Origin of the sequence: Brenneria uluponensis (genome assembly GCF_032395385.1) — a bacterium.
GTDB lineage: Bacteria > Pseudomonadota > Gammaproteobacteria > Enterobacterales > Enterobacteriaceae > Prodigiosinella > Prodigiosinella aquatilis.
The window spans coordinates 2,830,512-2,850,318 of the sequence record NZ_CP135917.1 but is presented as its reverse complement, the minus strand read 5'-3'; the positions used below and the strand labels follow the sequence as shown (position 1 = coordinate 2,850,318).

Here is a 19,807-nt window from a genome sequence, read left to right as displayed (position 1 = left end):
ATGTCGACGCTTATTCATACCTCTGAAGTTGAACTGGCTTGCGAAAAAACAACAGATAAACAACTGATTGAAACACTTCAACACCTTGTTGGTCATCAATATGTCCTGACCGATGAAAGCGCTACCCAGCAATACCGGAAAGGCATTCGTTTCGGCAACGGCAAAGCACTGGCCGTGGTTCGCCCCGGTTCACTGGTGGAGCAATGGAATGTGCTAACCGCCTGCATTAAAGCGAATGTGATCGTTTTGTCACAAGCCGCCAATACTGGTCTGACCGGCGGTTCAACCCCGGATGGTGATGATTATGACCGCGAAATCGTGATTGTCAGTATGACCCGCATGAAGAAAATCTACTTGGTTGAAGATGCAACACAGGTGGTTTGCTTACCGGGCTCAACGCTCAACCAGCTTGAAGAAGCGTTACGTCCGCATGGCCGCGAACCGCATTCGGTCATCGGATCAAGCTGCATCGGCGCCTCGGTTTTCGGCGGGGTATGTAATAACTCCGGCGGTGCACTGGTGCACCGTGGCCCGGCCTACACTCAGATGTCGCTCTTTGCCCGCGTGAATGAAGCCGGAAAACTGGAACTCATCAACCACCTCGGTATCCAACTCGGCGATGAACCGGAACAGATTCTGGCGGCGCTGGATAACGGCACATTCAAACCAGAAGATATTCAGCACAATGTCGGTGAGGCGTCGGATCATCACTATGCTGAACATGTCCGCCAGATTGATGAGGAGACGCCAGCTCGTTTTAATGCTGATCCGGCCCGTCTTTATGAATCATCCGGCTCTGCGGGTAAAGTCATGGTGTTTGCGGTACGTCTGGACACGTTCCCTATCGAAAAAGGAGCGAAAGTTTTCTATATCGGCACCAACAGTGCTGATGAGCTGACAGATATTCGCCGCGATATTCTGGGCAAATTTAAATATCTGCCGATCTCTGGCGAATATCTACACCGCGACGCTTTTAATATTGCGGAAATCTACGGCAAAGATACCTTCCTGATGATTGAGTGGCTCGGCACTAACCGGTTACCCGGTTTATTTGCTCTGAAAGCAAAATGTGATGCGATCTTCGGGAAAATTCCTTTCTTGCCGGCAAATCTCACCGATCGGGTGATGCAGGGGCTGAGTCATCTGTTCCCGAGCCATTTACCGAAACGGATGCTCGAATTCCGGGATCAGTATGAACACCATTTACTGCTGAAAGTCTCCGCTGCCGGTGTGGATGAAGCCCGCGCTTATTTGCAGGATTATTTTGAGAGGGCGGGCGGCAGTTTCTTTGAATGTACGGATGAAGAGGGGGCCAAAGCATTTCTGCACCGTTTTGCCGCCGCGGGCGCGGCAAATCGCTATCGTGCCGTACACACCCAGGAGGTTGAAGATATTATGGCCCTTGATATCGCCTTGCCAAGAAATACCCATCAGTGGCGGGAAACCCTGCCGAAAGACATGGAAGAAAAACTGACGCTGAAACTCTATTACGGCCACTTCCTGTGTTATGTCTTCCATCAGGATTACATCGTAAAAAAAGGCAACGACTGCATGGCTATTGAGCATCAGATGTGGAAATTACTGGACCAGCGCGGCGCTGAATATCCGGCTGAGCACAATGTTGGTCACCTCTATCATGCCAAACCCGCGCTGAAGGCCCATTATGAAAACCTGGACCCGCTGAATTGTTTCAATCCGGGGATCGGCCACACCTCAAAACTGTCACACTACAGGCAACCTGAGCATTGTGATTGTGGCCATGACCACCGTGTCGATTGATAAATGCCGCACATTGATAACCCGGTCGAACTGTTGGTTATGAAGCCGTTCGATCGGCAGGGTGATTTACACCATCGTTAGTGATAACCTCACCCAAATCAAACGGATTTACACCCTCCAGACAACCTACATTAAAGCCATATTCAGACGGATTTGAGCGTCGTTGATGATGGGTATAAATACCGCAATTTGAGCAGAAATAGTGCTTCGCGGTATGGGTATTGAACTGGTAGAGCTTCAACATGTCTTGACCTTTCACGATACGAATTCCATCGAGTTTAACCGATGCAACAATCGCCCCTTTTCTCCGGCAGATTGAGCAATCGCAACGTCTTGGATTCTCGATGCCATTTGGCAACGTTAGCTCTAATTCAACCGCACCGCAGTGGCACGTAGCTTTGTGTTTTAGCTGAATTTCAGTCTTTCCGACTTTCTTGATCATGCTGTAATTCCTCCAGATTTAGTATCACTGTCAGTGAGGGTTCCGCAGTACGATTAAATTTCGGGGGACGTCAGGTAATGACAGAACCGTTATCCTCAAAAACGACCGCTCTTGCAAAGAGATAGGCCTGGCACAGAATCGGCAGTTCTCGACGTAGTGCGGCGAGTTCTTGCCGTGTCGCGTTGCGCTCCAGCACGGCGCGGGTAGCGCCTACCAATGTAGCACGCAAGGTGAAGGCAACCGCATCTGGGTGGTCGAAAGTTGCGTCTTTGGCGCTTTTCAACAGATCACGCATCGCAGCGTGGTTGCGTCGGGCGATGTTATCGATGAGGTCGTCCGTGTCGAGTTCCGCTGCAACGGCGTAAAGTGCGCGAGCCGTGTCGGTATCCCGCGTTTTCGCATCAAGAAAGGCATCGACCAGTGTATCGGATATGCTCTTCAGTGACATGCCACGACAACGCGCGCAAGTGGTCAAAACCGCATCGGATACAGCCTCAAGGTGCCTCTGTAGCAGAGCAAAAAGTAGCGCCTGCTTTTGCGGGAAGTATTGGTACATCGTGCCGACTGAGACACCGGCACGCTCCGCAACCCGCGTAGTGGTCAGACGCGATAAACCATCCGACAGCAAAACCTGAATGGTCGCCTCGAATATGGCATCGACAGTGACTTTCGCACGGGCCTGATGCGGCTGTTTCCGGGCTTTTAGGTGTTCGGGAGACATCCTCGGCATAGGCGAATTCCAAAGCTGAATAATACTTCATAAAATACAGTCAATTCATATGCGCTTCAACAAATTCGCAAGAGGATGAGTGATGACACAGTTTATCGGTAAGACCGCTCTCGTCACGGGAGCCAACAAGGGCATTGGCCTGGAGATCGCCCGTCAGCTTGGGAAAGCAGGGCTGCACATTATCGTGGCGGCTCGTGATAGGGCGCGAGGAATGAAAGCGACTCAGGTTCTTCAGGATGAGGCGATTGTAGCCCGTTTTTTGCGCATCGATCTGACTGATCCCGTATCCGCAGAAGATGCCGCTGCGGATATTCACAACCGGGAAGGGCAACTGAATATCCTGGTTAACAACGCTGGCATCACGGACCCACAGGATGGCTCACCGGGCTCGGCCAACCTGGACGCCGTTCGGCGGATCGTCGACACGAACTTTTTCGGTACGTTGGCCGTCACGCAGGCCATGCTGCCGCTGCTGAAAAAGTCTATCCCGGCGCGGATCGTCAACGTCTCCAGTGGCCTCGGTTCTCTCACACTCTACAGTGACCCGAACTGGGAATACGCCCCTTATCGGCTCATCGGCTACGGTGCCGCCAAAGCCGCTGTGAACATGCTGACAGTACAACTCGCTGCGGAACTTCGCGATGCCGGTATCAAAGTTAACGCCGCCGATCCCGGCTTTACGGCAACGGATCTCAATGGCTATCGGGGACACCAAACCATTCCCCAAGGCGCGGCGGAAGCCATTCGCCTGGCGCTTCTCGATGACGACGGTCCAACGGGCGCGTTTTTCAGCGCTGAAGGTCGCGAACCCTGGTGACACAGAGGACATGCGGGCAGACGGTTTTTTATGCCCACTCCGGCAATCAGTGGCCGCGGTTAAGACTGCACTGGTGAATGACGCCCGCCTGGCGCCTCACGCATTTAAACTTCACTGGACGTTTTTTCCCGTACCGCAGAACGGGTTGCCGGCGCCGGACTTTTATACCACCAGATCCCCAACAGTACGGCGGCGACGCCAATCCATTGCAGCAATGCCAGCTTTTCATCAAAAATGAAAAAGCCAAGCAGAATCGATACTACCGGGCGGGCGAGCGTCGAGACCGAGGCCAGCACCACATCTACGTGCTTGAGCGCATACGCCATCAGCCCGTGGCCCAGAAGTTGGCTGATCAGCGCCAGCAAGACGATCACCAGCCAGCCCTTCTGCGTATCCGGCAGAATTTGCGCGCTAGTGGCTAGCGCCACGGGTAATAGCAGCAGCGCGCATGTGAAACTGTTCCAGATAATAATGTGGTGAGAGGTGAAATAATCTCGCAGCGACTTAACCAGTAGCAAATAGATAGCGTAGAAAAATGCTGAGTTAAGCGCGAGCAGGTCGCCGGTCACCGACTGCCTGGAAAACGCGACTCCGGCGCTGCCATCAAATACCAGTAGACAGGCACCAAGGATACTCAACGCCAGCGCCAGCAGCTTATATGTGCCGATCTTTTCATTCAGGAAAAGAAAAGACAGCAGTGCCACAAAGACGGGAGACAAGTTCATTAAGATCGACGTGTTTGCCAGACTGGTCAGCTTTACCGCCCAGTGGTTTGACAGTAAATCTACGGACGATACTGCGCCGGATAGCACCAGCAACCCGAGCATCGCCCGATTGCTACGCCTGAAATTTTTGGGTTTTATATCCTGGCTCTTGCCTGAAGGCCAGGCAAAGGCGGCGGAGGCTAAACCGCCAGCCAGGAACATGCGTAACATCAGCGTTGACGTCGCATCGACTTCACTGAGCTTGACGAACGCAATCGCAGATGCAACGCCGATGGTACTTACTATTAATGCTAAAACGGGAAGTAAAGCATTATTACTCACCTTCATGACGCGTCCTTACAATTATATAAGTTGGGTTGAGCAGTGTATGCCGCCAGACTGCTTCTGGTGCTCGGAAAAAGAGATCGGATGTATGTCATAGCCACGGGCCGACAGTTGGTCAAGCAGGCGCGATGGTGCGGCGTTATTAATCCAGATATGGTTCCCCGACGAGAACGCGTTAGCGCACCAGGCCGCCATCATCTTTTCATCAAGCAGGATCGGCTTCAGATCGGCGGACTGCGCTGCCTGACGCAGTGTCAGGTTTTCCTCCGTCACACGCCAGCCCGATGGTGTCCTGCGATAAATGCTGACCTTTGAACGGTCAATAGCGTCCGCTCTTCTTGTGTCAATCAACAGCGTATCTCGCAGCAGGCAAACATAGTGATCGAGATGGAACTGTTCGGGATTGCGCCATGTGTCCTGTACCGCCAACACAACATTGGTTTTGAGCAGGCCGGAAGCAAGCAAAAAATGTAGGGTCTGTTCTTCAGTGCGGAAACCGACGTTGATAACAGAGACGAATTCATTCTCCTGATAATCACCTCCCTCAAGTAATTGTTCGAGCTCTACGAGGCTATGTCCGTGAGCGGTAACGACCTTCTTTACGACCTCGACTTCCCGAGCCCGATCCTGGCGTTTCAGACGACCGAAAACCGGTTGACCACCCACGTTAATAAAGTGGTCACGCGGAAACAACAACCCATACAGTGGGTTAATTTCATAGCTTTCGTATGTAGCGTCAGGACTGATGCGACCGAGTTCATCATTGTAGTGCAACCGCAGTTTCGGCTGATGGATGACAATCTCTGCCAGCGCCTGGCGACTGATGCAAGTAAGTTGCTCATGGGCAAGGCGCTGGCGGGTCTCCGGAACGTCATCGGCAAATCGTAGCGCGCGTCCAGCAAGTCGCTGCATCTCTGCTATCGGAACATGCGGCCCATCATCGTTAAACAGGGCATCAGATAAGAAAGCGGTAAGGATACCCGCAGCATTAAACGACCTGGCCAGCGCCAGCGCCAGCACATCAGCATCAGCTTGCCGGAGCGAGTAGGGCTGTTGCGTCTCCATAAACACCGACATAGTAACGGGTTGCGCAACGGAGGGTAGCTGTAGAAGGACTTTCACTAATGGTTTCCTGCTAACTCAAACCGCACGGATCGATTTCTGTAGTATGTTCATACACTGCGTAATGGCGCTTTCCACTTCGGCCTGGTTATCTCCCGTAAAGTGCAGCTTGGCGGGGATATCTTCGTAACTGAATTCGCTATTTTCGCCTCCAGGCTGGATACAGCGATATGTCAGCAGGGGGTGAGACAGATTCATATTCGGATCGAAGGCATAACCTCCGGAAAACGGGTTCGGCATCATGACAAAACCGGTGATTCGCGTTTTCACTGGGGAAATGGCGATACCGAGCGCGGCCTGAGTCCACAGCGCATAAAGATCGATCCCCTCGCTGCGCAAGGTGATGAATGGAATCTCTCCACCACCAACCCGACCGCCAATCTCCAGGAAGACCAGTTCCCCGTGGCATTCGATAAGCTCTAAATGAATAGCCTGGTTTTCCAGGTTCAACCGGGTACAGACTTCCTGAGTGAAGATTTGCGCTGTGGCGATAAACTCGGGGTTGTCAACGGTTACCGAGCCGAGCGGTTGACCATTGCGGAAGTCCAGGCAGGTGTTGAGATATTTCGACACTTTAAAATAAGGCATGCTGCCGTTGGCGAGAATAGCGTCGACGTGATAAATATCGCCTTCTATATACTCTTCGACTTCATAGCCGGTGAAGTCCGCTAGCTCAATTGCCACGGGACGACCTTCCGGTGTGACGCGTAGTTCAAGGTGGAATGGGCCGACGTTCAGCTGTATGGCGTCCAACACCGCCAGCGTATAGTTGCTCATGGTCGTGTAAAACGCTTCAGTGTAACGCTGGCCTACTATATGTCCGATTTCAACAAAGTATGGCTCCGCACCGAGTAGTTTTTCAGTAACAGAGGCGATGGTAATGCTGCCGTCTTTACGCACCACGCCTTCGATGCTGTACTCTTTACCGGGGATATACTCCTCGACAATGACACATCCGCTGGCGGTGAAACCTACGTCGTTTGGTAATGCCTGGCTGAAGGCGTCCACTGCGGTGGTTAATTCCCCGAGATTGTGAACCTTGCGCACGTTGATGCTGCCGGCCATATCAACCGGTTTAACTACCGCCGGAAAGCTGAAGCCAGAAGGTATCTGCACCGGCTGTCCGGCACAAAGCAGGAAAAAACCAATATTGCTTAATCCTGCTTCAGTGAGTTGGCTGCGAAAGTTAAATTTATTGCGTACCCGCTGCACGGCGTAATCACTGAGATGTATTTTCCCTTGTGCAGCCCCTAAGCGTGCGGCCATCGGCACCGCATACTCTACGCCGGGCAGGATGGCACTGATATTTCCCAGTTCATCCAGCATCGCCTTCTGGAGGTCAAAATCACTGGTGTCAATCTTGATTACCTGATGCACTTTGGCGCGTAGCTCTGGGCTGAGTTGGCGTTCACCCTCGTCAGCGGAAAATACCCTTCATTGAACCAGTCTGCCTTGTGAAACTCCGCCATGATTTCGTCTTTGGCAAACTCCGCTTCCATGCAGGTATCAACGGCGGACTCAAGCTTTTTTAACATTGCATCTGTGGTAACCATTAAGTTTCTCTCTCGATTATCAGTTATTAATTAACATTTCTAATATTTGGTAAGGAAATGCTAGACCATCGGGAAACAACCATGCAACAAAATCATAATGAATATTTATCAATTGAAAAATTAGAAAATATATTGATACTTCTTTGATCCGTATTTTTTTGACTATCAGCATCTCGACTATCAAAGATGTGGTGTCGTGCGCTTTTTCTGCTTCAACAGGTGTATATGCACCTGTTAGCTGCGGTGATTACTCAATCTGGCGTTGCCAGCTCAACAGGAGATAGAATGCGCAAACGCGCCACTTGGGTGATAACTGCGTTGGTTAAAAACAGGCTTACGCTTACCATGCAGAAAATTCGCGATTGAGATGCCTTTTTTGAAAAAAAATAGCATGCTAATAATTTAAATATTTGATTATAAATATAAAGTAACCACAATAGTGAATTTTAAATCAGATTTATTGACTAAAAATTCACAGTGTTGTAACTTTGCAAATCTGATAAGTAACATTAAATATTTTTAACAAAAATGACCGAGCTTACTGTAAATGGAACGGCGTTTAACGTCTTGATAGGGCCTGCATTGTCAATTGTTATTTCATCAACTGACGCTCTAAACCCCTGGGGCTTACAAGAAAAATGTGGTGAGTGTTTCGTCGGGGTGGTGCAAGATAGCCTTGGTAGTGCCAGTACATCAGAACGAAAATTCCTTGATTTAATGGATCGTCATCCTTCTGAAGGTAGACTTCTATGTCAATATTCATTGAATTCAAAATCTGTCGTAAATCGCTTTGAGGGTTAATAATGAAATTTGAATTCAATAATGAAATTATGGAGAAGCTGGCTCCACTGTCATCTTTGAATAACCACGCAGGACTAAACACGTTGGCAAGGAGTTAGGTAATGAAAGCAACGAGATTATCAGGAATAATATATGCCTTACTGGCCGCTATATTCAATGGCACCGTGGGTGTATTCAGCGTGAAATTATTCCAGTCTGGTTTATCTCCCAATCAAGTTGCGTTCTATAAATGCTCTCTTGGACTGATCATTATTTCACTAATTGTGTTTTCTTTTAGAAAAGGCAAGGCGTTAGTGACTTTTTTCCGATCTAAATGGATAGTCGTCGCGGTGTGCGCATTCTTTGGTTTCTTTGTGCTATACCACTTTGAAACAAATGCCTACGTTACAACGAATGTCTCGACAGTCGTTTTTATTCTATTCGGCAGTGCTACTGTATTTTCATTTCTCCTGTCAGCTATTTCTGAGAGACGTTTTTTTAACGTCAAAGAAATACAGGCCATAGTCTTATCCATTGTTGGGTTGTACCTTATTTTTTCTAATGATGGTGGTATTAATCTCTCTCTTGATAAGGGGCTTATTAATGCTACGTTAGCCGGGCTTGGGTATGGGCTTTTCTTGTTTTTGTCAAAAAAACTAAAGTTGGGTTCTGGCATACCGCAAATGTGCATCTTGCTATTATTTGGCTCAATTTATCTCTACTTCCCAGTCCATCAAGAGTTAAAAATAAGCGATATCTCACCACAGGTTACTTTAATTCTTATTCTTCTCGCTATCCTTCCAACGATAGGGGGCTTTTGGTGTACAACTAAAGCGCTGACGTTGACATCAAGCCAGTCAGTTCAGTTGATTGAATTGTCCGAGCCTATTTTTGCAATAATTTTTAGTATGGTATTTTTGGGGCAGGTATCAACAATATCCCAATATATTGGCGGTGGATTAGTATTTTTTGCAATCTTCCTGCATGAATTTAATATCCTGCCACGAAGACTGAAAACAGCGTAATAGGCGCTAAAGGATGAAAACCTGCCTGTTTGCTTTTGAAAAGGAGGCGGGTAGAAGTTGACAGTAAGGTGCGCATTATTCCGCTGGATCGATAACTGCCCGCCAGTAGCGATGGAGGGCGGGAACGTCTTCGCTGGTCAGGATTGGCATGGACAGCTTCAGCTCATCGTCTTTCCAGTCCCACCAACGAAGTTCGAGCAGTTTGGCGATGTGAGCATCGTCAAATCGCTTTCTGATGACCTTGGCTGGGTTGCCGCCCACGATGGAGTAGGGCTCAACATTCTTTGTTACCAAGGCTCTGGTTCCAATCACCGCGCCATCCCCGACTGTGACGCCCGGCATGATGATTGCCTCGGACCCGATCCAGACATCGTTGCCGATCACCGTATCACCTGCTGGTCGATATCCATTCTCCGATTCTGCGAAAGCAGGGACATCGGACATCCAATAGAACGGGAACGTGCTGATCCAGTCATTTCTGTGGCCCTGGTTGCCGGCCATGATAAAGGCTGCGCCCGAACCAATCGAACAGAATGAACCGATAATGAGCTTGTCGACACCCTCGTCTGTCGAGAGGAAACGGGCGCATTCATCGAAGCCGTGTCGGTGATAGTAGCCGGAATAATAGCTATAGCGCCCGACCTGAATGTTTGGATTGGTGACGAGGCGGTCAAGACTAATGCCCCTGAAGGGGCTTTCAAAGATATTATCCATAGTAAGTACCATACGTTAGCAAGCCGCACATGCGGCAGCACTTCACCCGCCTATTAGCAGGCGAAAATTGACGAGCGATCTCTGGGTTGCTCGCCAAGAGCACCTCACGTTAAAAACGCGGAAGCGATATGTTGGTGGTACAGTTTGCGGACTTTATGCCGTGATCATGTACAAATTGGCGCTAAAATCCTAACGGTAGTTTCGTTCTCATGTCTCTGGGATCAACGGATTTTAGCGCAGAATTGTCGGTTCGCTATGCACCTTTGATGCGGATGCGATAAGCGGCGGCTATATCGTGCCGTAGACGGGAAATGGCGGTGAGGGAGGGATTCGAACCTCGATACGTTTTCACGTATACACACTTTCCATGCGTGCTCCTTAAGCCTCTCGGATACCTCACCGGATGCGGCCTTCGTCCAGCCCGTGTTTGAAGCGGCGACGAAGCGCATCGAGCGTCTGCACCGTCTGCCGCAGCCCGACAGCGGACAAGACCCGACATGAGCATCCGGCAGAAGCGTATATAATGTGACTATCCACGACGAAGGAGCGCGACATGCACACGCTTTCCCTTGAAAAAGCATTCACCCTGATCGAACCCGGACCCGTCATCCTCGTGACGACGAATGACGGTGTGAAGAACAATATCATGACCATTACCTGGACAATGGTCATGGGGTTTTCTGCGGCGTTCGCGATCACCACGGGCGCCTGGAACTATTCCTACGCCGCGTTGGAATCCTCACGGGAATGCGTGATCTCGATCCCGACGGTGGACATGATCGACACCGTCGTCGGAATAGGAACCTGCTCCGGCGCAGATACCGACAAGTTCGAGAAATTCGGCCTTACGGCTCTGCCCGCGAAACATGTGCGCGCCCCGCTCATCGGGGAATGTCTGGCGAATATCGAATGCCGCGTCACGGACATCGTCGAGCGGCATAGCATCGTCGTCCTGGAGGGTGTTGCGGCCTATCTGGACGCAATGCGCAAGGAGAAGCGCATGTTGCACGCCGTTGGGGACGGCACCTTCGTTGTGGACGGTCGCAGACTCGACCGCAAGGACATGATGCGATCCAAACTCCCTCCGGGGGTGTGAGCCGCATCGTCTCCGAACATCTTTCTGCGCGGCGCGCTTCTTTTCAATCGTCACCCCCTGGACCGACGCCGGAGTGCCGGAATGCACCCTCTAAATCCGGCACGCTGCAAGCCGCCGTTTCTCCGCCACGGTTCACCATAGCCCGCTGAATGCCGGGCCTCTACACGCTTGCGCGCCATCAGGCTTGGCTCAAGCGGCGGAGGCTCGAACCATGACCCACTTCGGATATGTCATGGCGACCTATTATCGGCTCTTCCAAGAGATGCACGACCTGAAGGTCAGAAGGGACGCGAAGTGTCGTGCGTGCAAAGGCGACATATAGCTCCAGCGACTGAAACTTCCGGATGAGATCCGGTGAGCTGCCGTGATAGAGTTCCAATGCCAACTTCCTGTTCCAGCACCTTGATCTGCTGGCTCAGGGGTACCTGCTGTATTCCGAGCTGTGCCGCAGCGTGCGTGATATGTCGCGCCTTCGCGATCGTCACAAAATATAGAAGCCGGCCTAGAACCATGCCATACTAACCCTGCCGAACGTAACGGCAACCCCCCATATTGGCTACGTCACGCTCGAGGAACGGGATCTGCAATTCTCGGATGTTTTCGATCAGATCGTCGCCTTCGATCGGGGACAACCTATCCACATGATTAATCCCGAGGCGCTTGACGGGAGGTAGTGACGCGAGCACAACGCATTGGGCTATCGCGCGTGCCTCTCATCCAGCCCATTGGAATTTCTGGCGCATAAACCGGCTCAAAGTCAGAAGACAATAAATGCGCCGATCGCCAAGTTCGGAAAAGTCGGAGGCAATTTGCAATGAGCTGGTCACCCAAACAATACACTGTATTCGAGGATCAACGCACCCGTCCAGTACGCGATTTACTCAATGCGGTATCTACTACCGATGTTATGGCGGCAATCGATCTCGGTTGCGGCCCCGGCAATTCAACTGGGATTCTTGTAGACAGATTTCCAAATGCATCGGTCAGCGGAATAGATAGCTCCGCAGATATGATCGAATCTGCCAGAAAGCGTCTCCCGAAATGCCAATTCACGGTCAAGTCTATCGAGGCCTGGGATGGGCCCGGTTCATTTGACATCATTCTCGCAAATGCGGCTCTCCATTGGGTGCCCAACCACGCATCTCTATTACCGCGATTGATCAAATTTCTTAGCAGTCGCGGAAGTTTGGCCATACAGATGCCGGACAACCTCAACGAACCCGCGCACCGGCTTATGCGTGAAATAGCCGTCGAACAGCCATGGGTCGACAAACTCGCCAAGTCTGCGGGTGAGCGTACGATAGTGGAAAGTGCAGATTGGTATTATAGCCTCTTGCGGCCGCTCTGCAGCAGAGTGGACATATGGCGGACCACTTATCACCACCCACTCGCAGGAGGCGCGAACGCTGTGGTGGAGTGGTTCAAAGGCAGCGGCCTTCGTCCCTTCCTCTTACCACTCAACGATATTGAACAAGAGAGATATCTTTCTCAATATCGTGCAGCCGTTTCTGATGCATATCCGACATTGTCTGATGGTACTGTGCTGCTGCCCTTCCCACGATTGTTCATCGTGGCGTCTCGTTGACAGTCAGCGAGACGCGTTGCTGATGAGGGGCGGCCGCTCGAGGTGGCGCAGTTTCCGCCCGACGACGAGTTGCTGCTCGCGGCGGGTGCTGGATTGGACGAGTTAGTCTGAAAGTTCATCTCGGTGTTGAACAGGACTTCCGGGCGACCAAGATGACGAGCGCATTGTCCGTCTGGTGGCCGATCATGTCGGCGCTCCGTGCGCCAACACACGATGGGACTGAAATGGCGGTGAGGGAGGGATTCGAACCCTCGATACGTTTTCACGTATACACACTTTCCAGGCGTGCTCCTTAAGCCTCTCGGACACCTCACCGGATGCGCCTATCGGCGACCGGCGCTACTCTAGGGAAATTCAGCCACAGCGTCAACCTCCTTGTGTCATGAAACAGTGCGTTTAGCCAAACTTAACGCAATTTGCTGCTTTCCTCGCCAGTCCGACAGAAAAACACGATATGGGCCATGCTGGAATGGGTTGCCATTATGTTAATGTGTGGTTACGTCCTGGTCGTGTCCGCTGTATCGTCAGCGGATAAATGATATGCTGGCTATCAAATGCCGAACCAGGAGAAATCATGTATCCCGTCGATTTACACATGCACACTGTTGCCAGTACGCACGCTTACAGTACCCTGCATGATTACATCGCTATCGCCAAGCAAAAGCAGATCCGTCTGTTTGCCATTACCGACCACGGTCCGGATATGGCGGACGCGCCGCATCATTGGCATTTTATCAATATGCGGGTCTGGCCACGGATGGTGGATGGAGTAGGGATCCTGCGCGGAATTGAATCCAATATCAAAAACCTGGCCGGTGAAATCGATTGCACCGGTCCCATGCTGGAGTGCATGGATGTGGTGATTGCTGGTTTTCATGAACCGGTGTTTCCGCCACGGGATGAAGCCACGCATACCGAGGCGATGATTGCCGCGATGGCACAAGGCGATGTGCATATTATTAGCCATCCGGGTAACCCTAAATTTCCGATTGATATTCGCGCAGTCGCGCAGGCGGCGGCAAAATATCATGTGGCGTTGGAATTGAATAACTCTTCGTTTACTCACTCCCGTAAAGGCAGTGAGCCGAATTGTCGGGCGATTGCGGAAGCGGTGCGGGATGCCGGTGGCTATCTGGCGCTAGGTTCAGATTCGCACATCGCTTTTTCTCTGGGGGAATTTTCCCAGTGCGAGCAGATTTTGCGGGATATTGATTTCCCACAGCAACGCGTGTTGAATGTCAGCCCTCGTCGGGTTCTTGATTTTCTGGAACAGCGCGGCAGGCCAGTGATCCCTGAATTTGCGGATTTGTGACGTTGTCACCAATAATTACAAGGTTGTGAAATGAATGAGTTTTCTATCGTGTGCCGTATCCTGGGTACGCTGTTTTATCGTCAGCCACAGGATCCGTTGTTGGCACCGTTGTTTACCCTGATTCGCGAAGGCAAACTACGTCAGGAGTGGCCTCTGGAGCAGGATGCGTTGCTGGAACGGCTGCAAAAAAGTGTCGACCTACCGGCGCTGAATGAGGATTATCAGGCGTTGTTCGTCGGCGAAGCCGCATCGGTGTCGCCGTGGCGGTCCGCCTATGAACCTGCTTCGCCTGAAACGGAAATCCGCGCCTTTCTGCAACAGCGCGGGATGCCGTTGGGCGATGGTCCGGTAGATCACTTCGGCGGTTTACTGCTGGCGGCTTCCTGGCTGGAAGATCACGCGCAGGAAGATGAAATCGCTGCACAGACGGCGCTGTTCGATAATTATTTGCTGCCGTGGAGCAACCGTTTTCTGGGCCAGGTGGAGAGTCACGCGACGACGGCGTTTTATCGCACGCTGGCGATAGTGTGCCGCGAAGCGCTGGGGGCAATGCGCGATGAGCTGGAAGAAGCGGTGTCAGATGATACGGACGTTGACGAAGCAGAATAAAACGCAGTAGACACAGATAGATAAACCGGTGGCCATCATGACCACCGGTTTATTTTTGTCTATAGAAAACCCCCAGCTAGGCTGGGGGTTCCGTAAAGCTTTCAGCTATAAGTCGGTTATAAAAACCCCTTTCGATTTGTTAAAACACCTTGCGGTCTGGCAACTGCAAAAGTTAAGCAAAAAATTGAAAGGGGGTCCCATGGGGGACGAAAAGAGCTTAGCGCACGCCCGATGGAACTGTAAATTATCACATCGTTTTTGCGCCGAAGTACCGAAGGCAGGTGTTCTATGGAGAAAAGCGTAGGGCAATTGGCGGCATATTAAGAAAGTTGTGTGAATGGAAAAACGTGAACCTCGTGGAGGCAGAATGTTGTGTGGATCACATCCATATGCTTCTGGAGATCCCGCCGAAGATGAGTGTGTCGAGTTTTATGGGATACCTGAAGGGTAAGAGTAGCCTGATGGTTTATGAGCAATTTGGCGATTTGAAGTTTAAATACCGAAATCGAGAATTCTGGTGTCGAGGGTATTATGTAGATACGGTGGGAAAGAATACATCGAAGATACAAGAATACATAAAGCACCAATTGGAGCAAGATAAGTTGGGTGAGCAACTCTCGATCCCATATCCGGGTAGCCCGTTTACGGGCCGTAAGTAATCCATAGATGCAAATGTCAGATCGCGATGCGCCTGTTAGGGCGCGGCTGGTAACAGAGCCTTATAGGCGCATATGAAAAACCTCCGGCTATGCCGGAGGATATTTAGTTGTTTTTAATCGGTCAGTATAATCACCAGTTGCCCGGGTTTGACTACAATGCCTTTTGCCAGCTTTTTCGCTATCGCCTCTTTGGTGCTGTGATCACCATTCAGCACATAAGCCGGTTTCTGGTCGAAATAGCTTTTCAGCGACTCATTAAGATAAGGCGTCAGCGTTTTCATTACCGACTGCATCTTCTCCGGCTGAACGGTGTAATCGGTCAATTCCAGATCTTTCAGGTAAATGGCGCCCTGGGATTTATCAAATACCGGTTGTGCTTTCAGTGTCAGTTTCATATCGGCGGACTGAGAGCCGAGCAGTGAACTGATATCGATTTTGGCGTTGCCCGTCAGCGTGACTTTACCCGGCTCGGCTCGGCCAATCTGGCTTGATAAATCGGTTAAAACGATGTGGGCATCCAACACGCCGGGAACCCCTACCTGTTTTTGGTAATCATTGTGTTTTTGCAGGTACTGATTGACGTCCTGCTCGCTCAGACTGTACTGCGTGAGTTGATTACAGCCACTTAGCAAAAATGTGCCGAGCAACGCCAGCGTTGCCCATCCTGATTTTTTCATTGTTATAACCTCGTTAATCTCCCTCAGTGCTTCCGTCAGTACGGAGCCTGGGCAGCGTGCGATATTCATGACGATGCGCCAATCGGATAGTGCCGAAAAAAAACGCCAATGGGTGATACTTATGATGTCATTAACTGCCCAGCATCGCCGGTTCAATGCGACGCAGATGGAACTGCCAGTACAGCGCCGCCAACGTTATCAGACCAATAATGCCGAGCATACACCACGGGAGTTCGGGTTGTCCCAGCGACTTCCCAATGTCAAACAGCCAGCCGCCGCCGCTATAACCCAGCATGCCGCCCAGCGCCAGTCCCATACGACTGAACCCCATGTAGCTGCCGCGGGCGCGGGCATCCGCCAGTGAGGCGCCGAGCGTTTCTCGCGCCGGTTCGGCGATGATTGAACCGATGTAAAACAGGCCGATTAACATCAACAACAGTTGCAGGCTGGTAACCATACCCATCGGGAACAGACTGAGGGTCATGATAAACAATCCGGCCATCAAACGTTGCTCCAGCCGGAAACGTTTTTCACTCCAGCGGGCAATCGGGTAGAGCAGCGTCAGCGATAGTGCCGCTTCAATCGCATACATCCATTTCACCGCGCTTGGTGTGCCCGCCAATTCGTTGACCATAATCGGCATCATCAGCAGCACCTGAACCGCCAACATGAAATAACCGGTGAGGCTGAGGACGTAGACGACAAAGCGGCGATCGCGCATAACACGCAACAACCCTTCACGTACCGGCGTTCGAATCGTGGAGATACGGTAAGCCGGCAACAGCCAGGCATTCATGCCGGCCGCCAGTACGAATACGAATGCGCCCACCCAGCACACCACCGTAAAGTTGTATTGCATCAACCAACTGCCGATCAGGGCGCCGATCACGGCGCCTGCGTTGTCCTGCATCATCAGCAGCGAAAAAAAACGACCACGCTCGTGTGGGCGCGTGAGCTTGATCACCATCGCGGTACGCGGCGGATCAAACAGTGTGCCACCCAGTGCGGAGAGAATGCACGACAGGATCAGCATGATAGGGGTAGTCGCCAGCGCCATAAACACAAACCCGGCGGAGCGCATCAGCATACCGGTAATAATCATCGGTTTGGCACCAAACCGGTCGGCAATCGCGCCGCCAAAAATCCCCAAACCTTGCTGGGTAAGCTGGCGAAGGCCCAGCGCGACCCCAACGGTAAGTGCGGCCCAACCCAACTGATCGACAAAATGAATGGAAATCAAAGGAAATACGACGAAGAAACCTAATACTACCAGCATGTTATCCAGTAGAAGAAAATATTTACCCAGGCTGCGAGCCTGCGCCATCAACGACATGTTTCACCACGAGAGGCAGAGAGAAAATAACCAACATGGCTATTCTGGCGTCTCTTCAACATTTACGATAGATCATTGGGGATAATATTTTTTTATCGACTTAGCGTTATCTGAGTAGCAATTTTTGAAGAAAAGGAATTTTTATCATTCTGATTGCATAATAACTCGGCGATAGGGATTTTACGTCAGAGAATTTATGTGGTTATAGTAAGGATTAACGGTTACTTACCCTATTTACCTTCGACAGAGGTAGGCCCCGTCTATTCAATGAATTTTACTTATCGACGATCAGTAACCTTGGGAGAGAGGAATGTTTGGTTATCGTCCCATGCCGGACAAAGTACGTCTGACGACGGACCGTCTGGTGGTGCGTCTGGCTTATGAGCGTGATGCCTGGCGCCTGGCAGAGTATTACACGGAAAATCGTGATTTTCTGAAGCCCTGGGAACCGGTGCGTGATGCCAGTCACTGCTATCCTTCCGGTTGGCAAGCGCGTTTAAGTGTCATTGGCGATATGCACAAGCAGGGCACTGCCTACTATTTTTTACTGCTTGATCAAGATGAAAAAGAGGTGTGTGGCGTCGCCAATTTCAGCAATGTACTGCACGGTTCGTTTCATGCCTGTTATCTGGGGTATTCGCTGGGGCAAAAGTGGCAGGGACAAGGGTTGATGTATGAAGCGCTGCGGGCGGCGCTGCGCTATATGCAACATCAGCAACATATGCACCGTATTATGGCGAACTACATGCCGCACAATCATCGTAGTGGGGACCTGTTGACCCGACTGGGCTTTGAAAAAGAAGGGTACGCCAAACATTATTTGTTGATTGATGGCAAGTGGCAGGATCACGTGCTCACCGCCCTGACTAACCATGAGTGGACGCCGATGCGGTGAGATAATGCCGACAAGCGCTAAGGAACTGTCATGAAATATCAGTTAAATGCCCAGGAAGCCAGAGTGATTGGCTGCCTGCTGGAAAAGCAGGTCGTCACGCCAGAACAGTATCCGATGTCATTAAACGGATTGACCGCCGCCTGTAATCAGAAAACCAATCGTGAGCCGGTCATGAACCTGAGTGAAAGCGAGGTTCAGCAGACGCTGGATATGCTGGTGAAAAAGCATTTCCTACGTACCGTCAGCGGATTTGGCAACCGGGTCATCAAATATGAACACCGTTTTTGCAATTCCGAATTTGGCGATCTGAAATTTTCTACTGCGGAAGTGGCGCTGGTGTGTACCTTGTTGCTGCGTGGGGCGCAAACGCCCGGCGAACTGCGCACGCGCGCGGCCCGTTTGTATGAATTTGCCGATGTCAGCGAAGCGGAAAGCGTACTCCAGCAACTGCAACAGCGTGATGATGGCCCGTTTGTGGTGCGGCTGGCGCGGGAGCCGGGAAAACGTGAAAGCCGGTTTATGCATCTTTTTAACGGTGATGTTACGGATGAGGTGCTGTCGTCAACTGAGGACGACACCACTGACAGCAGTCTGTCGGTACGGGTGGCGGCGCTGGAAAATGACGTTGCTGAACTACGCCAGCAACTGGCGGCGCTATTATCGGAAAAAACATATTTATCGGAAAAAACAAATTGAGCCGCTCCGTGGACATAACGCCATTGCGCATCGGCATGGTGGGATTGGGGGCGATTGCCCGCAAAGCTTATCTTCCTATTCTCAGTCAGGCAGAACGCTGGGTACTGGCGGGAGCCTATTCGCCTAATCAACGCCGGGCGCAGCCGATCTGTCAATCGTATCGTATTCCCTGTTTTGCCAGTCTGGACGACTTGATGGGGCAGTGTGATGCCGTCTTTGTTCACAGCAGCACCGCCAGCCATTATGCGATAGTGGAAACGCTGTTGCTGGCCGGGCTGCATGTGTACGTGGATAAACCATTGGCGGAAACACTGGGACAAGCGCAGGCGTTGGTGATGCTGGCGCAGCAGCAGCAACGGACGCTGATGGTTGGGTTCAATCGTCGCTTTGCACCGTTGTATCTGCAACTCAAGCAGTGTCTGGTGCAGCCGGATGCTATTCGTATGGAGAAGCACCGCCTTGATGACATTGGCCCACAGGATGCCGGTTTCACGCTGTTGGATGATTATCTGCATGTGGTGGATACGGCACTGTGGCTGGCAGAAGGCGACGTTACGTTGTGTAACGGTATTATTCGCTGTAATCCACAAGGGCAACTGGTGTATGCCGAACACCATTTTCAGGTTGGGACGTGTCAGATAACCACCAGCATGCATCGACAGGCGGGCAGTCAGCGTGAAGCCATTCAGGCGGTGACGACCGGGGCGCTGTATCAGGTAGCCAATTTGTGCGAATGGCGACAGGAACGTGACGGATGCGTGCTGCAATCTCCGGCTCCTGCATGGCAAACTACGCTGGAACAGCGTGGTTTTGTTGGCGCCGTCAATCATTTCATCGATGCGGTCACTGAACAACAACCGGCACAAACCTCGGGGGAGCAGGCGTTGCGCGCGCAGCGCATTATTGAATCACTGCTGGGAAAAAGCTGAAAAAA

The 19,807-nt window shown here is 51.3% G+C and carries 21 protein-coding genes, 2 tRNA genes and 1 pseudogene; 11 read left to right on the top strand and 13 right to left on the bottom strand.

The window, feature by feature from the left end:
* On the top strand, window positions 1-1,779 hold the full coding sequence (dld, locus tag RS889_RS13365) for a D-lactate dehydrogenase (RefSeq protein WP_315707634.1): 1,779 nt from the start codon (window positions 1-3) through the stop codon (window positions 1,777-1,779).
* 37 nt (window positions 1,780-1,816) lie between these two features.
* Here the strand turns inward: dld and RS889_RS13360 are convergent, their stop codons facing one another.
* Window positions 1,817-2,221 (bottom strand): GFA family protein, encoded by a 405-nt coding sequence (locus RS889_RS13360; protein WP_021015661.1) that lies wholly within the window; start codon window positions 2,219-2,221, stop codon window positions 1,817-1,819.
* Between the two features lie 70 nt (window positions 2,222-2,291).
* A complete protein-coding gene (locus RS889_RS13355; RefSeq protein ID WP_315707633.1) occupies window positions 2,292-2,951 on the bottom strand; it encodes a TetR/AcrR family transcriptional regulator in 660 nt (219 codons plus the stop codon).
* Between the two features lie 82 nt (window positions 2,952-3,033).
* Between RS889_RS13355 and RS889_RS13350 the strand changes: the two genes are divergently transcribed.
* Window positions 3,034-3,768, top strand: coding sequence for an SDR family oxidoreductase (locus RS889_RS13350; RefSeq protein WP_315707632.1), 735 nt, complete (start codon window positions 3,034-3,036; stop codon window positions 3,766-3,768).
* 104 nt (window positions 3,769-3,872) lie between these two features.
* Here the strand turns inward: RS889_RS13350 and RS889_RS13345 are convergent, their stop codons facing one another.
* The 4 genes from RS889_RS13345 to RS889_RS13330 are packed head-to-tail and all read right to left on the bottom strand — an operon-like array spanning window position 3,873 to window position 7,492.
* Window positions 3,873-4,820, bottom strand: coding sequence for a DMT family transporter (locus RS889_RS13345; RefSeq protein ID WP_315707631.1), 948 nt, complete (start codon window positions 4,818-4,820; stop codon window positions 3,873-3,875).
* A 15-nt stretch (window positions 4,821-4,835) separates the two neighbouring features.
* Window positions 4,836-5,939: an arginine deiminase family protein gene (locus tag RS889_RS13340; protein WP_315707630.1), complete on the bottom strand. Its 1,104-nt coding sequence runs from the start codon at window positions 5,937-5,939 to the stop codon at window positions 4,836-4,838.
* Window positions 5,940-5,957: 18 nt separating this feature from the next.
* Window positions 5,958-7,316 carry an ATP-grasp domain-containing protein gene (locus RS889_RS13335; protein WP_315707629.1) on the bottom strand — a complete coding sequence of 453 codons (1,359 nt, stop codon included), beginning with the start codon at window positions 7,314-7,316 and terminating at the stop codon, window positions 5,958-5,960.
* Window positions 7,304-7,492: a hypothetical protein gene (locus tag RS889_RS13330; RefSeq protein WP_315707628.1), complete on the bottom strand. Its 189-nt coding sequence runs from the start codon at window positions 7,490-7,492 to the stop codon at window positions 7,304-7,306. Before RS889_RS13330 ends, RS889_RS13335 begins: the two co-directional genes overlap by 13 nt.
* A 902-nt stretch (window positions 7,493-8,394) precedes the next feature.
* On the opposite strand from RS889_RS13330, the gene RS889_RS13325 reads away from it, so the two are divergent.
* Window positions 8,395-9,297: a DMT family transporter gene (locus RS889_RS13325; RefSeq protein ID WP_315707627.1), complete on the top strand. Its 903-nt coding sequence runs from the start codon at window positions 8,395-8,397 to the stop codon at window positions 9,295-9,297.
* A 75-nt stretch (window positions 9,298-9,372) separates the two neighbouring features.
* Here RS889_RS13325 and catB read toward each other — a convergent pair whose 3' ends face one another.
* Together catB and RS889_RS13315 are read right to left on the bottom strand one after the other, a co-directional pair.
* Complete coding sequence (gene catB / locus RS889_RS13320; protein ID WP_315707626.1) at window positions 9,373-10,011, bottom strand: type B chloramphenicol O-acetyltransferase; 639 nt, start codon at window positions 10,009-10,011, stop codon at window positions 9,373-9,375.
* A 312-nt stretch (window positions 10,012-10,323) separates the two neighbouring features.
* A tRNA-Ser gene (locus RS889_RS13315) sits at window positions 10,324-10,412 on the bottom strand.
* A 152-nt stretch (window positions 10,413-10,564) separates the two neighbouring features.
* Here RS889_RS13315 and RS889_RS13310 point away from each other — a divergent pair.
* Entirely contained in the window at window positions 10,565-11,107 is a 543-nt protein-coding gene (locus RS889_RS13310) for a flavin reductase family protein (RefSeq protein ID WP_315707625.1), read from the top strand.
* Window positions 11,108-11,385: 278 nt separating this feature from the next.
* Here the strand turns inward: RS889_RS13310 and RS889_RS23820 are convergent, their stop codons facing one another.
* Together RS889_RS23820 and RS889_RS13300 are read right to left on the bottom strand one after the other, a co-directional pair.
* Window positions 11,386-11,619, bottom strand: a complete 234-nt coding sequence (locus RS889_RS23820) for a helix-turn-helix domain-containing protein (RefSeq protein ID WP_425475077.1) — start codon at window positions 11,617-11,619, stop codon at window positions 11,386-11,388.
* A 6-nt stretch (window positions 11,620-11,625) separates the two neighbouring features.
* Complete coding sequence (locus tag RS889_RS13300; RefSeq protein ID WP_315707624.1) at window positions 11,626-11,748, bottom strand: hypothetical protein; 123 nt, start codon at window positions 11,746-11,748, stop codon at window positions 11,626-11,628.
* A gap of 173 nt (window positions 11,749-11,921) precedes the next feature.
* Between RS889_RS13300 and tam the strand changes: the two genes are divergently transcribed.
* Window positions 11,922-12,692 (top strand): trans-aconitate 2-methyltransferase, encoded by a 771-nt coding sequence (gene tam / locus RS889_RS13295; RefSeq protein WP_315707623.1) that lies wholly within the window; start codon window positions 11,922-11,924, stop codon window positions 12,690-12,692.
* A 225-nt stretch (window positions 12,693-12,917) separates the two neighbouring features.
* Here the strand turns inward: tam and RS889_RS13290 are convergent.
* Window positions 12,918-13,007 (bottom strand) — tRNA-Ser (locus RS889_RS13290).
* Between the two features lie 259 nt (window positions 13,008-13,266).
* Here RS889_RS13290 and RS889_RS13285 point away from each other — a divergent pair.
* The 3 genes and pseudogenes from RS889_RS13285 (at window position 13,267) to tnpA (ending at window position 15,272) form a co-directional block, all read left to right on the top strand.
* Window positions 13,267-14,004, top strand: a complete 738-nt coding sequence (locus RS889_RS13285; protein WP_315707622.1) for a phosphatase — start codon at window positions 13,267-13,269, stop codon at window positions 14,002-14,004.
* 30 nt (window positions 14,005-14,034) lie between these two features.
* Window positions 14,035-14,613, top strand: a complete 579-nt coding sequence (locus RS889_RS13280) for a TorD/DmsD family molecular chaperone (protein WP_315707621.1) — start codon at window positions 14,035-14,037, stop codon at window positions 14,611-14,613.
* A gap of 199 nt (window positions 14,614-14,812) precedes the next feature.
* Window positions 14,813-15,272 (top strand): annotated as a pseudogene (gene tnpA / locus RS889_RS13275) (IS200/IS605 family transposase).
* A 113-nt stretch (window positions 15,273-15,385) separates the two neighbouring features.
* Here the strand turns inward: tnpA and RS889_RS13270 are convergent.
* Both RS889_RS13270 and mdtH read right to left on the bottom strand, forming a co-directional pair.
* Complete coding sequence (locus RS889_RS13270; protein ID WP_315707620.1) at window positions 15,386-15,949, bottom strand: lipoprotein; 564 nt, start codon at window positions 15,947-15,949, stop codon at window positions 15,386-15,388.
* 130 nt (window positions 15,950-16,079) lie between these two features.
* Entirely contained in the window at window positions 16,080-17,282 is a 1,203-nt protein-coding gene (gene mdtH / locus RS889_RS13265; RefSeq protein ID WP_315707619.1) for a multidrug efflux MFS transporter MdtH, read from the bottom strand.
* A gap of 310 nt (window positions 17,283-17,592) precedes the next feature.
* On the opposite strand from mdtH, the gene rimJ reads away from it, so the two are divergent.
* Genes rimJ through RS889_RS13250 form a run of 3 tightly spaced genes read left to right on the top strand, consistent with a single transcriptional unit; the run spans window position 17,593 to window position 19,802 of the window.
* The gene (gene rimJ / locus RS889_RS13260; RefSeq protein WP_315707618.1) at window positions 17,593-18,177 is read left to right on the top strand and encodes a ribosomal protein S5-alanine N-acetyltransferase; all 585 of its coding nucleotides are present in this window, start codon (window positions 17,593-17,595) and stop codon (window positions 18,175-18,177) included.
* Window positions 18,178-18,207: 30 nt separating this feature from the next.
* Window positions 18,208-18,873, top strand: a complete 666-nt coding sequence (locus tag RS889_RS13255; RefSeq protein WP_315707617.1) for a YceH family protein — start codon at window positions 18,208-18,210, stop codon at window positions 18,871-18,873.
* 35 nt (window positions 18,874-18,908) lie between these two features.
* On the top strand, window positions 18,909-19,802 hold the full coding sequence (locus RS889_RS13250; protein WP_315711047.1) for a Gfo/Idh/MocA family protein: 894 nt from the start codon (window positions 18,909-18,911) through the stop codon (window positions 19,800-19,802).
* Window positions 19,803-19,807: the final 5 nt, after the last annotated feature.